Source organism: Bacillus sp. B1-b2, assembly GCF_009183415.1.
Taxonomy (GTDB): domain Bacteria; phylum Bacillota; class Bacilli; order Bacillales; family Cytobacillaceae; genus Niallia.
In genome coordinates this window covers 23,233-39,203 of sequence record NZ_WEHU01000002.1, presented here as the reverse complement: position 1 = coordinate 39,203, position 15,971 = coordinate 23,233, and the positions used below count along the sequence as shown (strand labels likewise).

The window sequence follows — 15,971 nt, the reverse complement described above, 5'->3', positions numbered from 1 at the left end:
CGCCTATATTAGCACATTATAACCCTTTTTACGCAAACTCAATCTACTTTTCTAAATACTAGTTAATAATCAAACGTTTGATTAACTATTTAACGACATATTATATGATTTTCCCCACAAAAAAGGACAACTCTATAATCGAGTGTCCAGAATTATTTAGCATTCCAATGCACTTATTTCTGCTTCTTTTTCGTTCCTGTTAGTAAGCGAACTCCGCCTATTATTAATAATAAACATACAAGGCCAGTTTGGAAATATTGATAGAATAAAAATCGAACATCAATATCAAATATATCTCTTATTTTTGGTGAGAAGATTGGTAGAACAACATTCACTAATAAATAATAAAAACCAACCACAAATAATCCAATACCTATCCATTTTTGATAATTAATTAAATAGGCAACAACGGGTATATCTTCTAGTTCTTCTTCTCCCACTTTCGATGCCTTCTGTAGTCCATCGAAAAAACTATAAAACCATATAATTGGAATAACAAATAGAAAAAGTCCTAATCGCAATTCATTTAGAATAAAGATGGAAAATAAGAATGCAGCCATTAATTGAATCCCTCTTTGTTGGAGACCTAAATATAAATGACCTGCTCCTGGGAAAACCGATAAAAAAGTTGCAAGAAATTTGCTCTTTTTCCCATCCTCTTTTGTTTTTTCAAACTCTTGAAAAATGGTGATGTCCTCTAATTCGTATCCATCTTGCTTTTTATTAAATTGTTGTGTAACATCATAAAATCCATAAATCCATATTACTGGTAAAATAGCGAGGAAGAGCAGAAATTCTTCTGTTTGTGTGAGAAATGTGACAAACAAAATCATGATGCCTAATCCTAAAAAAGTAGTTAATAATGTGATGCCTCGGTAAACTAGACCTAATTGAATATGTCCAAGTCCTGGAACAAAAGATAATACAATACTATAAAACCTTTCTGACTCGACCGTTTTTATTAATAATTGCTCTTCTGTGCCTAGATTAGCAGCATCTGTATAATGAACTCTTTCTTTCAAATATCTACTTGTTGTTATTAATGTATCAATAAAGCTAATACAATATAAGATAAATCCCACTACTATAATTATAAATGTGAGTCGTCCATCATAGAATGAAACCTGAACAATTATCGATAAGAGAGCTAGCCCAAATACGGCTAGTCCATATAAAAATCCTCTGATTTTATTTCCAATATAAAAGAGCCCACCTCCCGGAAAAAAAGCTAAGATTATAGCTATAATGGGGTTTTTCATTTATTCCTTTCCTCCTTTTTGCTTCCATCCAAAGTATCCATCCAAGCAAAAGTCCTATCTACTATTCCATCTTTTGAATTAATTGTATCCACTGTTACCTCAGCCTTTTGAATGTTTTCTGTATGTCTTATAATGGAATGAAAAAATCCTGTCGACATCAGAATTAATGTAAAGCAAGCTGCAATAGCATAGTGAAAAATGGATGTATGATAGAATGCACGCTTAGTCTGTTTTTTTGTTATTTCGTTAGATGGTTCTATAGCAATCTTTTGCATAATTCCATCCATAAAAGCAGTTTCATTCGAAATAGAAGGAAGTCCATCCTCTTGTGCATCTACAGCATCTATATATATATCTAAACATTGATCACAAGTGTATAAATGATCCTCTAAAAGGCTTCTCTCTGTCTCTCCCAATTCATCTTTTACATACTTTAGCCAATGCTCATAGGAATAATGTGTGGTCATAAAAAGTCTTCCTCCTTCCAATGATTCTTGATCCAGATTCTTGCTCGATAAAGCTTTGTTTCAATGGTCTTCACTTGAACATTTTGCTCCCTGGCAATTTCCTGATAGCTTTTCTCCTCGATGTAAAACCCATAAATTACTGTACGATAGTTTTCAGGAACTTCCTTGAGTCGACGCTGGACAAGTTTTTTTCGTTCCCGATTCATTACTTCTAATTCTACTTGCTCTCCATCGCTACCACCTAATTGCCATTCCATATCATCCATCATATCTTCTCTTCTTCTTTGTTGCTTTCTTCGTACATCAATAGCGTAATTCAATGCTATTCTGGTAATCCATGTTTTAAAGCCTTGATTTTGATAATTGGGGAGAGAGGTGTAAATCTTAAGAAATACTTCTTGCGTGGCATCTTCCGCTTCTTTTTGATCCTTTAAAACACTATAGATAGTTCGAAAAAGATGATCACGATATTTTTCTACTAATAAGCGGAATGCATGATTATTCCCTTCCACCACTTTATCAATTAAAAGTTGATCTTTAATGGCCTCTCCCCCCTTTCTAAGCCGTTATAATAATAGACGTTTGTTAAACCCCTAATCCCTACACTACTTCAAAAAAAAATGGTTAATTTCATCTCCATAAGTAATAGTACCATTATAGAGTGAAACTTTTTACCTTAACTTTCGTATATGTGGTAGATAATGATGTAAAGGAGAATGTACATTGTATTATTTATTGGCTTTATTGTTTTTATCACTGAATCCTTTTTTATGGAGTGCACATGCCAAAAAGAAAAGTTTTTTACGTTTGCAGATTACACGATTAATTGTTGGTGTTCTAATATTATTCAGCTTAGATTACTTCCTATTAATTGATCATTCATCACAAGCCTTCACTCTATGGGGATTAATCTTTATCGCTTTTTCGTTATTCATTGATTTATTTTATCTGAATGTAAAAGGCTATAAAATATTTGCTACCTTATTCCTTTCTTCTATTTTAATTATCCTTTATCTCGTATTTATCTATCCACTTACTATTACTAGTGATAAATATGAGTTTGTTGCAGCCAAAACGACTATTGCAGAAATAGAGGATGAATCGACTAACGAAAAACATATTGCTGTTGTCCCTGAGAAATATGCTCGTTATCGTAGTGAGAAGAAGCTTGGCGAACTTGCTCACGCATCTTATTACGACCTTGGTGATTCCACCTTACAAAAGATAGATGACCATCTTTATTGGGTCACTCCAATTGAATACACAGGATTTTTCCGATGGTTAAAAGGACAGGAAGTTCCAGGATATATTAAAATGAGCGCAGAGGATGAGAATGAAGATGCTATTTTAGTGGAATCTTCCATGAAATATGTTCCTTCTGCTTATTTCCAAGATGATTTACAAAGACTAGTTAGAAGTAAAAACAAAGATACTGTTTTATTAGAGGCAAGTTTTGAACCTGATGATGAAGATAAAGCTTATTATGTAGTGCCTTATGGTTATTATAATAAGTTTCGACAAATTACTGATATTAAAGGGATTTATATAATTGATCCAGCAACCGGGAAAGTGGAAGAACACACAATGGACAATATTCCAGAATTTATTGATCATGTAATTCCTACTAGTGTGGCAGAAGACTGGAATGAGTGGTATGGAAAGTATGTCCACGGCTTTTGGAACACTTTATTTGCTAAAGAGGATATGAAATTGCCAACCACTTGGGAAGGCGAAGATGAGGTAAATGGTGTATTTAACAATGACTTACAGCTGAACTGGTTTACAGATTTCACCCGTCCTAAAACAGACAGTGGCAGTATGGTTGGTTATTCCATGCTAAATGCTAAAAATGGTAAATTAACCTTCTACACAGAGGCAAATGGCTCTCTAAATGGTAAATCAGCCATTAATGTAGCTGAGAAAACCTTCCGGGCGCAAAAGTATGAAGCGGGAACACCATTACTATATACGATCTATGGTCAATTTACATGGGTAGTGCCATTAATGGACAGTAATCATGTATTAAGAGAAATTATGCTCATTAACGCGAAAGATGAGAAGGTCTATAGTTACCATACTGAGAAAACAAAGCTATTTAATGACTATAAATATGCGTTAGCTACTCTTCTAAAAGATGATAAGACCGTTCCTAATGATTTAGCAATAAAAGAAAAAGTGAGTGGTGTAATCAGCTTTGTTTATAAATCAGAAGTAGAAAATAGCACAGTTGTTAAATTTATGATTGAAGGAAATAAAACAATATTCCAGGTGTCTTCTATTGATTTCCCTTACAGTATATTCTTAGACAAAGGGATGCAAGCAACTATAGAATATATCAATACAGATGAGACAATTGCTTCTGTAGAAAATTTAGTAATAGATGAACAAGAACTGAAATAAATATTCTATAATGAGAGAAGGGAACAAGCCGTTTCCCTTCTTTTTCATAAATTATAAATAGAGAATTTATTAAAGGAGAATGTACTTGATTATTATTCTACTTGCCTCTTATTTAATCGGCTCCTTCCCTACTGCTTTAATTATTGGCAGAGTATTTTATGGAATTGATATTAGAAAACATGGAAGCCAAAATCCAGGAGCAACTAATTCCATTAGAGTACTAGGTAAGAAAGCTGGAATTGCCGTTTTATTATTAGACATAGGAAAGGGAGCTTTAGCTGCTTGTTTACCGTATTTATTAATGGTGGATATCAACCCCTTATACACTGGACTAATTGCTGTAGTTGGCCATTGTTTCCCAATATTCGCAGGGTTTCGTGGTGGAAAAGCTATTGCAACAACAGCGGGTACTCTTTTAGTAGCTAACCCATTACTCTTTCTCATTACTTATATCACGTTTATTTTAGTGGTTTTCTTAACCAAATATGTATTTATAGGAAGTATATCTGTTGGTATTACCATTCTGCTCTATGCTGTTATGTCATCTGAAGTAAACCATGATTGGTTATTTGTCTTATTTTTAATTTTATTAATCTTCCTGCACCGCTCTAATATTATTAATTTCATTCAACATAAAGAACCAAAAATCAACGATAAAAACGTAAAAAAAGATCGAATTAATCCTAAAAAGATAGGATAATCAAGAATATTGGACATGCTCCCCTCCATTTCCGAGGAAATTGTAATATTACTTCTTTTCCTGGGAAATAGGAGGAGAAAATGTCGAAAATAGCTAGCTATATTTAACGTAAAAAAATAGAGGCATGGGGAATATCCCCATGCCTCTGTTCATACTTATTATTAATCTAAATCTGCACCATTAGTGGAGATTACATTCTTATACCAGTCGAATGATTTTTTCTTCTTACGCTCTAAAGTTCCGTTACCATAATCATCTTGATCTACGTAGATAAAGCCGTAACGTTTAGACATCTCGGAAGTACTTGCACTAATTAGGTCAATACAGCCCCAGCTTGTATAACCAAGAAGTTCAACACCATCTGTATCAATAGCTTCTCCCATTTGATCAATATGCTCACGTAAGTAATCAATACGATAATCATCATTGATTGATCCATCTTCTTCTACTGTATCATAAGCACCTAAGCCATTTTCAACAATGAAAAGAGGTACTTGATAACGATCATACATTTTCTTCAATGTAATACGAAGTCCTTTAGGATCAATTTGCCAGCCCCAATCAGAAGCTTTTAAGTATGGATTACTGATACCGCTAAAGAAGTTACCTTTTTCTTTCAATTTATCAGGTGCACCACTAGCAACCATTGTCATGTAATAGCTGAATGATAAGAAATCTACTGGATGTTGTAGTAATAATTCTTCATCTCCAGGTAACATTTCAATTGTAATATCATTCTTTTCAAAGTATTTTTTCATAAAGCTTGGGTAATATCCTCTTACTTGAACATCTGTAAAGAATAAGTTCTTTTGATCTTCTTCTAATGCTGCTAGAACATCGTCTGGATTACATGTTTCTGGATATACCTCCATACGAGCTAACATACAACCAATTTGTGAATGAGGGATAATTTCATGACCAGCTTTAACTGCTCTTGCACTTGCTACGAACTGATGGTGAAGCGCTTGGTAGATAGCTTGTTCTTTATGCTCTACTTCATCAATTAAGATACCACTACCAATATATGGAGAGATAGTAGACACATTGATTTCATTGAAAGTTAACCAGTATGTTACTTTATCTTTATAACGATTGAATACTGTTTCTGCATAGTGAACAAAGAAATCTACTACACGACGATCTGTCCAACCATTATATTTTTGAACTAAGTTTAGTGGCATTTCATAGTGAGAAAGAGTTACTAAAGGCTCAATTCCATATTTATTCAATTCATCAAATACTCTGTCATAGAAAGCTAGTCCTTCTTCGTTAGGTACTTGTTCGTCCCCATTTGGGAAAATACGTGGCCAAGAAATAGAAAGACGGAATGTTTTAAAGCCCATTTCTGCAAATAGAGCAATATCTTCTTTGTAACGATGGTAGAAATCAATTCCACGACGTTTAGGGAAGTTTTCTCCTTCTTTTGTAGACAATAATTCTTCTAGCTCTTTCTTACTTAATACATCCATTTCAATTCCGCTTTTGCGCTCTTCTTTAGGAACAAATGTAACCATATCGAAAATAGAAAGACCTTTTCCACCTTCATTATAAGCACCTTCTAATTGGTTAGCAGCAGTAGCTCCTCCCCATAAAAAACCTTCAGGAAAACGAGAATTACTCATGATTATTCCTCCAAATCTATTTATGAATTCTTAAGATTTTAATTCATTTACTCTATATTTATATCCTATCTTTAATTAATCTATTAGTAAAGAATACGATTACATCTAGTTATAAGTATAGAAGGTTGTTACTTGTTTCATTAATGTAACACTGTGTAACTTTCAGAGTGAATATGATATGATGGTCCTAGTGGTATTCTTTTTAAGGAAGGAAAGATAAAAAATGTTTTCTTATGAAGTAATAGCTTCATTTAATGAATTAGAAACTTCCATTTATAACTATGTTTGTCAACACAGTGAAAAAGTGGCTTATATGCGCATTCGGGAACTTGCAGATGAAACCCATGTTTCAACCGCAACTATTTTACGATTTTGCCGAAAATTGGGCTGTGAAGGTTTTTCTGAGTTTAAAACAAAACTGAAAATGGAATTAGGCAGTAACCAAAATGCTCAGATAAAAAGCTCTAATCACTCTGTACTCGAGTTTTTTGAGCGAACATTAAACGGTGATATAGAAGATCGTATTAGTGAAGCAGCAGATTTAGTAGCGAAATCAGATACTGTTATTTTTATAGGCAATGGTAGTTCAGGAATAATGGCCGAATATGGGTCTAGGTATTTCTCTATTCTTGATAAAACTTCTATCTATATTAAAGACCCATTCCAACCTTACCACTCAAATAATCGTGATAGCAAAGTCGTTGTAGCTCTTTCTGTTTCAGGGGAAAATTATTTCACTATTATGCACATTAATCAACTGAAACAAGAAGGTAGTAAAATAATTAGTATAACAAATGATAAACTATCTACTCTTGCTAAAATTTCAGATATTAATATTTCTTATTATGTAACAGAAGAAACCTTTAAAACGTCAGATATTACTACACAGGTACCTGTTGTATATATTCTAGAAGCCATAGCTCGTGAAATTCATAAAATGCGTTCACATAAATAGATATTCATTAGACAAATTAATCCTGATTAGTTTGTCTTATTTTATGTAGATGGGTATAGATAGAGAATTTCGAGCTTCATTTCTTCTATGAACGACCTTTTTCTCGTTTTATTTAAACATCGGGAAATCCTCATTTATTCCACAAAGAAACACCACAGGAATACCATAAACTCCTCCTGTGGTGTTTCTTTTCTATTATCGCTTATTAATTTCTTCTAACAATAGCTTATTTACCATTTGTGGATTTGCTTGTCCTTTTGTTGCTTTCATTAACTGTCCAACAAGGAAACCAACAGCTTTTTGCTTTCCATTTTTAAAGTCATCAATAGATTGTGGATTATTATCTAGTACTTCACCAATGATTTTTAGTAATGCACCTTCATCAGAAATCTGTACTAAGCCTTTTTCTTTCACTATTGCTTCTGCATCTCCACCGTTTTCAATCAACTCTTTAAAAACTTGTTTAGCAATTTTGCTAGAAATGGTTCCATTCGCAATCAATTGAATCATTCCTGCTAAATTCTCAGGCGTTAATTTTACTTCAGAAAGTTCTTTTTGCTCTGCATTTAAGTAAGCTGAAACTTCTCCCATTACCCAGTTAGATGCTGCTTTTGCTTCTGCACCGCTTGCTACAGTTGCTTCAAAGAAATCTGCTGTTTCTTTAGTAACTGTTAAAACTTTAGCATCATACTCTGGTAAGCCTAACTCTTCTATATAACGCTTCTGTCTTGCATCTGGTAATTCAGGTATTTCTGCTTGAATACGTGTTTTCCAAGCCTCATCAATATGAATATCAAGTAAATCTGGCTCTGGAAAATATCGATAATCATCTGATCCTTCTTTTACACGCATTAATAAAGTTTTGCTAGTAGCTTCATCAAAACGACGAGTTTCTTGATCAATGACTCCACCTGCTGAAACAACCTCTCTTTGACGTTGTTCTTCGTATTCTAATCCTTTACGAACAAAGTTAAAGGAGTTTAAGTTCTTTAATTCTGTTTTTGTTCCGAATTCTTCTTGACCTACTGGACGAATCGAAATATTTGCATCACAACGTAGGGAGCCTTCCTCCATTTTACAATCAGACACACCTGTATATTGAATGATAGACTTTAATTTTTCTAAATAAGCATATGCTTCATTTGGTGTGCGAATATCTGGCTCAGAAACAATCTCAATTAGTGGTGTACCTTGGCGGTTGAAATCCACTAATGAGTAGCCTTTTTCATGGTTTAACTTTCCGGCATCCTCTTCTAAATGAACACGGGTAATTCCTATTCTTTTTTTATATCCATCTACCTCAATATCTATATATCCGTGTTCCCCAATTGGTTTATCAAATTGAGAGATTTGATAGGCTTTCGGATTATCTGGATAAAAATAGTTTTTGCGGTCAAACTTTGTTACATCCGCAATTTGGCAGTTTAATGCCATGGAAGCCTTCATACCATATTCCACTGCTTTTTTATTCATAACAGGTAAAACACCAGGATAACCTAGGTCAACTACCGTTGTATTAGAATTCGGTGCAGCTCCAAAATGGTTTGGACTTGCAGAAAAAATCTTTGATTCTGTTTTTAATTCTACATGGACCTCTAGCCCTATGACTGTTTCAAATTCCATCTTTTTCACCCCTTACAGTGTTGGTTTTTGTTTATGATGTTCTGTCGATTGCTCAAAAGCATAAGCCACTTTATAAACAGAAGCTTCATCAAAGTGTTTTCCAATGATTTGTAATCCAAGTGGTAATCCATTAGAGAAGCCACATGGAACAGAAATTCCTGGTACTCCTGCAAGGTTAACTGGGATTGTTAGAATATCATTAGCATACATTGTTAATGGGTCGTCTACATTTTCGCCAATCTTAAAGGCTGGTGTTGGAGTAGTTGGCCCAATAATCACATCAAATTTCTCGAATACGTCTTCGAAATCTTTTTTAATTAAAGTACGAACCTTTTGTGCTTTTTTATAATAGGCATCATAATATCCAGAGCTTAAAGCAAATGTACCAAGCATGATTCTACGTTTTACTTCATCTCCAAATCCTTCTGCACGTGAGCGTTTATAAAGCTCAATAAGTGTTTCTGCATCTTCTGCACGGTAGCCATAGCGTACACCGTCAAAACGTGATAGGTTAGCTGAAGCCTCTGATGAAGATAATAGATAGTAAGTAGCAAGCGCATATTTACTATGTGGTAGAGAAACCTCTTCCCATGTTGCTCCTAATTTTTCTAGTACCTTTAATGCATCTAATACAGATTGACGAACTTCTTCGTTCACGCCTTCTCCTAAATATTCCTTAGGAACAGCAATTCTCATTCCTTTTACATCACCTGTTAAACTTGCAGTAAAATCAGGTACAGAAACATTTGCAGAAGTAGAATCCATTGGATCTAATCCAGAAATAGACTGAAGTAAAAACGCATTATCTTCTACATTACGAGTAATAGGACCAATTTGATCTAGAGAAGATGCAAAAGCAACTAATCCAAAACGAGAGATTCTTCCATAAGTAGGTTTTAAACCAACTACACCACAGAAAGCAGCAGGTTGGCGAATAGATCCACCTGTATCAGAGCCTAGTGAGAATAACACTTCTCCAGCAGCTACTGCAGCCGCAGATCCACCTGATGAACCACCTGGTACTGTTTCCAGATTCCATGGATTTTTTGTTTTTTGATAATAGGAGTTTTCTGTAGATGATCCCATTGCAAACTCATCCATGTTTAATTTACCAATCGTTACAGCACCTGCTGCTTGAAGCTTCTCCATTACCGTTGCATTATAGATAGGTTGGAAATTCTCTAAAATTCTACTAGAACAAGTTGTTCTTAAATCCTTTGTAACTATGTTATCTTTAATCCCTATTGGCATTCCAAATAAACTGTCAGAAGTTTGGCCATTAACTAATTGGCTATCTAACTCACTAGCCTTAATATATGCATTTTCTTCATCTAATGTAAGAAAAGCTTGTACTTTATCGTCTACGTCTTTAATACGGTTATAAGATTCTTTTACTAAATCCGTAACAGATATTTCTTTCTTATGTAGTAGTTCATGTAAATCCGTCATTTTTTGATCAAACAAACTCATATTTTTCCCCTCCTTATTCAATGATAGATGGCACCTTAATTTGGCCATTTTCATGATCTGGTGCGTTTTTCAGCACTTCTTCTACAGGCAATCCCTTTGTAGGAATATCTTCACGCAATACATTCTTCATATCTAACACATGAGAAGTAGGCTCTACTCCATCTGTATCTACCTCGTTTAATTGTTCAGCGAAGGTAATAATAGCATCCAGTTGTTTTTGGAAAACTTCTGCTTCTTCTTCAGATATTGCCAGCCTTGCTAGGTTAGCTACGTGCTTAACTTCTTCTTTTGTAATTCTTGACATTTTATGTCACCTCCATCAAAATACGCACAACGCAATAAACTGATAATATCAAACAAATCCGTAATAAAGCAATAAGGAAAGGGAAACTAACTAGTAGGAAAGCAAATACGATTTTATTAAGCCTGAATCCTTATCATTTCTTTTTTCTATTATTTTCTATATAATTTTATAAAAATCCTTATGTAAAGAGAAGAACCTTTGAGTAGAAAAATAGGAAAATAAACGAATTTCCTATACAATACAAGTAAGTACGACTTAAAAAAGTTAGGTGACAAAAATTATGAAGGAAATAGATCCATTAAAATTAGAAAATCAATTATGCTTTCTTCTATATGCTAGTTCCCGTGAATTAACCAAAAGATATAAAACACTACTGAAAGAATTAAATGTAACCTATCCACAATATTTAGCACTTTTATTATTGTGGGAACATAAAAATCTTAGTGTAAAAGAAATGGGAGAGCATCTATATTTAGACTCAGGCACACTTACTCCTATGTTAAAAAGAATGGAACAGCAAGGTCTGCTTGAAAGAAGAAGATCCATGGAAGATGAGCGCTCAGTGGTTATTTCTTTAACAGAAAAAGGCGCATCTTTAAAGAAGCAAGCAGAATGTATACCCGCAGAAGTGATGAAATTATCTGGTAAAAACACAGAAGAAATGCAAGACTTTATGAAATCTCTTCATCTACTACTGCAATCCTTATCCAAAACGAATATAAAAGGAGAGTAAGGGTATTTCCCTCACTCTCCTTTGTCTATTTCCTTCATTAATCTGTTACTACCTCTAATTGCACATCAATATTGCCTCTTGTTGCTTTTGAGTATGGACAGAAATGATGAGCTTTTTCTACAAGATCTTCTAAAACAGATTTTTCTACTCCTGTGCTCTTCACTGTTAATTTCACTGCTAATTTAAACCCGTTATCCGTTTCATCCTGTAGTAAACTAACTGTTGCTGTTGTTTCTGAATTTAATTTCACTTTTTCTCTTCCCGCAATTAGGTTAAGTGCACCATCAAAACAAGATGCATATCCTGCAGCAAATAATTGCTCTGGATTTGTTGCATCCTCTAATTCTTTTGCTCTTGGTGTTCCAGGCATAGCCGTGTCAAATTGAATCACATAATCTTCTGATTCTACTCTTCCTTCTCTTCCACCTGTTGCTGTTGCTGATGTTTGTAACATTGCCATTCTAAATCCCTCCATTTATTATATTATTTTATTTTCAATTACATTGTACACAATTCAATTTTACAAAACAAATAATTTACCTCAACTCTTCTTATTTTATTTCACTTTTTAGACAAGTATTAAACGTCTAGTGAATAAGGAGATCTTAAGCTATAATACATGTCCCAATAAAAAAATACCCAAAAAGATATCTTCCTGATTTCTTCTTGAGTATTTTCTCCATTATTCTATTTACTAAACCATTTCCCGATTGTCGAGAAGAAACCTGTTTTCTCACCTTGATTAACAAATTCATGTTCCGTTTCATGGCTAGATTCTTTTACATAAATTTCATCTTTATCAATAGCATGATCATAAGCAATTAACAACCCAATCTCACTATCTCCATCCTTATTCGTGACAATGGTATATTCCATTTTTAATTGGTTTGCAACCTTCATATACTTCGATAAGTAAGAGTAATCTAAATGTCCGTTTAAATAGAGCTTTGCTCCGCTATTACTCTTAATGGCTTCCTCTATTTCGGTGTATACTTTCTTTTCAATAACCTGGGCTTGAGTTAATGCTATAACCACTCTTTCCCTAAGTGATCCAAGGAATTTTCTTCGTTCTTCAGGCTTTGTCTCTTTAGCTCCATACATCCCCTTTTGGAGATAATCATCTAAATTAGGGTCTGACAATGCTCAACACTCCTTCATAACATTCATACTCCTACTATACTCTAAATGCCCAATAAAAAACCGTTGTCCTTCTTGAAAAATATAAAAAAAGAGTGAACGAAACAGATAATAACTCTGCTTCATTCACTAACAAATCGCTTATTATTATTGATAAATGTGAATAAAAGGCTCTTCATCATCTACATCGCGAATAATCAACGCTTCTGGTCCATATACCGATGTAATACTAACCTGAACAGATGATTGATCATTAGGTGGAAAATGCTCCATAACCTGACCTGCAACAAACTGCGTAAACCCTACTGCTTCTGCTTCTCCATAAAACTGAATTGGAATCTCTATGCTTAAACTATGCATTTTATTATTAACATAAAAGGCTCTACCAACCACTCCATTAAAGTTAGGAAAATACTCTTCAATATCTTGTTTAAAATACGAAAAAGCATCTGCATCATCTTTATAATCACTATTAGAATTAGGGAATAAAACATACTTCTCGTTTAATGCCTGCCAATCTCCAACATTGCTACTACTTTCATCTACTTTAGAGTATGCTAGAAAGTTCCCTGGCACTACAGAGGAGCTTTCTTTCTGCTCAAAAAGGGAAATAATAATAGGTACTTTTTCTAGTCCCTCTATTTTTCTTAGCCTTTTAACTACTTCAGCGGCAATTTTCTTGCCTTCATTTTCTAAATCTGCTCGATCTATTGTCACTTGTTTAGAAGCTTGACCTTCTTCTTCAAAATTATAAACAGAATTTAAAGCCAATCCAATCGAGATTCCACCAAGCTTAAGGCTGTTATCATCTGTTTTAATAAGATAATTATGCTCAAGTACATGTGCTAAATAAATAGGCTGCTCATTATTCCCAGGATTTAGCCCAACCTTATCTTTATCATTTTCTGATCCATTTCTATATAACCATTTTGTTATCGTGCTAGAATCTAAATATTGACCTTCTTGAAAATAATAAGTATCCGGATCATATGCATTTTGTGCTACTCTCATTAACCCAGTTTCGAATTCTGCCATATCATAACGTGTATTTAGATTATTTACTACTAATCCTCTTGCTTCGGAGGCTTTAAAGGGCACTACTACCTTATAGTAATCATCCGAAATCTTATAGTTTGGAATGATTGCTGTTTCTGTATTATTCTCCGCGTCTTCTGTCTTAACTTCCTCTTCCTTATTAAAGTTTGGGGCACAAGCTGATAATAAGAATACCAGACCAACCACCATACTTAGATATTTTATCATTCTTTAAGCACACCTTTATTTTTCAATTCTTCCATAAGCCTATTTTCGTCCCAAATTTCAATCTCTAACTGCTCTGCTTTTGTTAATTTACTTCCTGCATCTTCCCCAGCTATCACAAGATCTGTTTTCTTGCTAACACTGCCTGTTATTTTTCCACCAAGCATTTCAATGTGCTCTTTTGCATCGTTTCTAGAAAGTTGCTCCAATTTACCAGTCAATACAATCGTTTTACCTGCAAATGAAGAATCAACTTCTTCTGATGCTACTGGCAGTGGTCCAGTATAAGCCATATTCACCCCTGAAGCTTCTAGTTCCTGAAGTAATTCAGAAACCTCCTCTTGTTCAAAGAACGTAACAATAGCATCTGCCATCTTATCTCCAATCTCATTAATGGCTAACAATTGTTCCTTTGTAGCTTCACGAAGCTCTTTCATATGTTTAAATTCCATGGCAATCGTCTTAGCAGCCTTTGCCCCTACATGTCTAATTCCTAAACCAAATAAAAGCTTCTCAAGTGAATTCTGTTTAGAGGCTTCAATTGCCTGCAGTAAATTGTTCACTGATTTCTCGCCCATGCGTTCAAGCTGAATCAACTGTTCGAAGGTTAATTTATATAAATCTGCTACATCCTCAATTAGTTTCTCTAAGAAAAGTTGGCTAATAACACGTTCACCAAGACCATCAATATTCATGGCATTTCTTGAAACAAAGTGAATAAGTCCTTCTCTTATTTGCGCAGGACACTTAGGATTGATACAGCGTAATGCCACTTCTCCCTCTAACCGAACTAGTTCACTTTCACATTCTGGACAAACTGTTGGCATGTTGAACTCTATCTCTTCTCCGGTTCTTCTTTCCACTAAAACATTAACTACCTCTGGAATGATATCTCCAGCTTTTTTTACAACAACACTATCGCCAATTTTAATATCCTTCTCACGAATAAGATCTTCATTATGTAGAGAAGCTCTTCTAACTGTTGTTCCTGCGACTTTAACAGGTTCTAATAAAGCGGTAGGGGTTAGGACACCAGTTCTTCCAACACTTAACTCAATATCAATTAATTTTGTCACTACTTCTTCTGCTGGAAACTTATAAGCAATAGCCCATCTTGGACTTTTAGCAGTAGTTCCTAGCTGTTCTTGCTGTGCAAGACCATTTACTTTAATGACGATTCCATCAATTTCATATGGTAGATGTGGACGCTTCTCTTGCCATCCTTCAATATACTGAAGAACTTCTTCTATTGTTAAACACTTTTTTCGTTCTTTATTTGTCTTAAAACCTAACGTATCTAAGAGATCTAACCCTTCACTATGGGACTGAACACCTGTCTCGCCTACATCACCAATAGCATATAGGTAGATATCTAGGTTACGAGAAGAAGCAATTCTTGGATCAAGCTGTCTTAGTGATCCTGCTGCTGCATTTCTTGGGTTAGCAAATGGCTCTTCCCCATTCTCATCCTTTAGTTTATTCAGCGCCTCAAAGGATTTTTTGGGCATAAATGCCTCTCCTCTTACCTCTAAACTAACAGGTTGATTGAGGCGAAGAGGAATGGAGCGGATAGTTTTTAAGTTAGCAGTAATATCTTCGCCAATGGTGCCATCTCCTCTTGTTGCACCTTGTTCAAAAAGTCCATTCTCATAACGGAGAGAAACTGCTAATCCATCAATTTTCAATTCACATACATAAGAAAAATCTTCTCCTACTGCACTGTGAACTTTACGATCAAAATCACGCAAATCTGCTTCATTAAAAGCATTTCCTAGGCTCAGCATCGGCCTTTGATGCTGAACCTTTGAAAACACATCTAATATATCTCCTCCTATACGTTGGGACGGAGAATCATTTGTCTTTAATGCAGGAAACTGCTCCTCTAACTGTATTAGCTCATTTAATAATGCGTCATATTCAGAATCAGGGATAGATGGATTGTCTAGGACATAATATTCATAGCCATATTTATTTAATAGTTGATGTAACTCTTTTACTCTCATTTCTGCCTGGTTTATATCCATATAACCTTTCCTTTCCT

15 protein-coding genes are annotated in these 15,971 nt (G+C 34.5%); 4 read left to right on the top strand and 11 right to left on the bottom strand.

The window, feature by feature from the left end:
- Nucleotides 1-173: 173 nt before the first annotated feature.
- Genes F9279_RS02220 through F9279_RS02210 form a run of 3 tightly spaced genes read right to left on the bottom strand, consistent with a single transcriptional unit; the run spans nucleotide 174 to nucleotide 2,241 of the window.
- A complete protein-coding gene (locus tag F9279_RS02220; protein WP_152111014.1) occupies nucleotides 174-1,259 on the bottom strand; it encodes a hypothetical protein in 1,086 nt (361 codons plus the stop codon).
- The gene (locus F9279_RS02215) at nucleotides 1,256-1,726 is read right to left on the bottom strand and encodes a hypothetical protein (protein ID WP_152111013.1); all 471 of its coding nucleotides are present in this window, start codon (nucleotides 1,724-1,726) and stop codon (nucleotides 1,256-1,258) included. Before F9279_RS02215 ends, F9279_RS02220 begins: the two co-directional genes overlap by 4 nt.
- Nucleotides 1,723-2,241, bottom strand: coding sequence for a sigma-70 family RNA polymerase sigma factor (locus F9279_RS02210; protein WP_226793124.1), 519 nt, complete (start codon nucleotides 2,239-2,241; stop codon nucleotides 1,723-1,725). The genes F9279_RS02215 and F9279_RS02210 overlap by 4 nt, the downstream gene beginning before the upstream one ends.
- 208 nt (nucleotides 2,242-2,449) lie before the next feature.
- On the opposite strand from F9279_RS02210, the gene F9279_RS02205 reads away from it, so the two are divergent.
- Both F9279_RS02205 and plsY read left to right on the top strand, forming a co-directional pair.
- Nucleotides 2,450-4,126 (top strand): hypothetical protein, encoded by a 1,677-nt coding sequence (locus tag F9279_RS02205; RefSeq protein ID WP_152111011.1) that lies wholly within the window; start codon nucleotides 2,450-2,452, stop codon nucleotides 4,124-4,126.
- A gap of 79 nt (nucleotides 4,127-4,205) precedes the next feature.
- The gene (gene plsY, locus F9279_RS02200) at nucleotides 4,206-4,826 is read left to right on the top strand and encodes a glycerol-3-phosphate 1-O-acyltransferase PlsY (protein WP_152111010.1); all 621 of its coding nucleotides are present in this window, start codon (nucleotides 4,206-4,208) and stop codon (nucleotides 4,824-4,826) included.
- Nucleotides 4,827-4,987: 161 nt separating this feature from the next.
- On the opposite strand, the gene F9279_RS02195 is transcribed toward plsY, so the two are convergent.
- Nucleotides 4,988-6,448: a glycoside hydrolase family 1 protein gene (locus F9279_RS02195; RefSeq protein WP_152111009.1), complete on the bottom strand. Its 1,461-nt coding sequence runs from the start codon at nucleotides 6,446-6,448 to the stop codon at nucleotides 4,988-4,990.
- Nucleotides 6,449-6,671: 223 nt separating this feature from the next.
- Between F9279_RS02195 and F9279_RS02190 the strand changes: the two genes are divergently transcribed.
- A complete protein-coding gene (locus F9279_RS02190) occupies nucleotides 6,672-7,403 on the top strand; it encodes a MurR/RpiR family transcriptional regulator (protein ID WP_152111008.1) in 732 nt (243 codons plus the stop codon).
- Nucleotides 7,404-7,598: 195 nt separating this feature from the next.
- Here F9279_RS02190 and gatB read toward each other — a convergent pair whose 3' ends face one another.
- The 3 genes from gatB to gatC are packed head-to-tail and all read right to left on the bottom strand — an operon-like array spanning nucleotide 7,599 to nucleotide 10,800.
- Nucleotides 7,599-9,026 (bottom strand): Asp-tRNA(Asn)/Glu-tRNA(Gln) amidotransferase subunit GatB, encoded by a 1,428-nt coding sequence (gene gatB, locus F9279_RS02185; RefSeq protein WP_152111007.1) that lies wholly within the window; start codon nucleotides 9,024-9,026, stop codon nucleotides 7,599-7,601.
- Between the two features lie 12 nt (nucleotides 9,027-9,038).
- Entirely contained in the window at nucleotides 9,039-10,496 is a 1,458-nt protein-coding gene (gatA, locus tag F9279_RS02180; RefSeq protein WP_152111006.1) for an Asp-tRNA(Asn)/Glu-tRNA(Gln) amidotransferase subunit GatA, read from the bottom strand.
- A 13-nt stretch (nucleotides 10,497-10,509) separates the two neighbouring features.
- Nucleotides 10,510-10,800: an Asp-tRNA(Asn)/Glu-tRNA(Gln) amidotransferase subunit GatC gene (gene gatC / locus F9279_RS02175; protein WP_152111005.1), complete on the bottom strand. Its 291-nt coding sequence runs from the start codon at nucleotides 10,798-10,800 to the stop codon at nucleotides 10,510-10,512.
- 280 nt (nucleotides 10,801-11,080) lie between these two features.
- Between gatC and F9279_RS02170 the strand changes: the two genes are divergently transcribed.
- Nucleotides 11,081-11,533: a MarR family winged helix-turn-helix transcriptional regulator gene (locus F9279_RS02170; RefSeq protein WP_152111004.1), complete on the top strand. Its 453-nt coding sequence runs from the start codon at nucleotides 11,081-11,083 to the stop codon at nucleotides 11,531-11,533.
- Between the two features lie 37 nt (nucleotides 11,534-11,570).
- Here F9279_RS02170 and F9279_RS02165 read toward each other — a convergent pair whose 3' ends face one another.
- The 4 genes from F9279_RS02165 to ligA all read right to left on the bottom strand — a co-directional run bounded on the left by F9279_RS02165 (nucleotide 11,571) and on the right by ligA (nucleotide 15,954).
- Nucleotides 11,571-11,993 carry an organic hydroperoxide resistance protein gene (locus F9279_RS02165; RefSeq protein ID WP_152111003.1) on the bottom strand — a complete coding sequence of 141 codons (423 nt, stop codon included), beginning with the start codon at nucleotides 11,991-11,993 and terminating at the stop codon, nucleotides 11,571-11,573.
- Between the two features lie 227 nt (nucleotides 11,994-12,220).
- Nucleotides 12,221-12,673 carry a YueI family protein gene (locus tag F9279_RS02160; RefSeq protein WP_152111002.1) on the bottom strand — a complete coding sequence of 151 codons (453 nt, stop codon included), beginning with the start codon at nucleotides 12,671-12,673 and terminating at the stop codon, nucleotides 12,221-12,223.
- Between the two features lie 144 nt (nucleotides 12,674-12,817).
- Entirely contained in the window at nucleotides 12,818-13,933 is a 1,116-nt protein-coding gene (locus tag F9279_RS02155) for a CamS family sex pheromone protein (RefSeq protein WP_152111001.1), read from the bottom strand.
- A complete protein-coding gene (ligA, locus tag F9279_RS02150) occupies nucleotides 13,930-15,954 on the bottom strand; it encodes an NAD-dependent DNA ligase LigA (protein WP_152111000.1) in 2,025 nt (674 codons plus the stop codon). Before ligA ends, F9279_RS02155 begins: the two co-directional genes overlap by 4 nt.
- Between the last annotated feature and the right edge of the window lie 17 nt (nucleotides 15,955-15,971).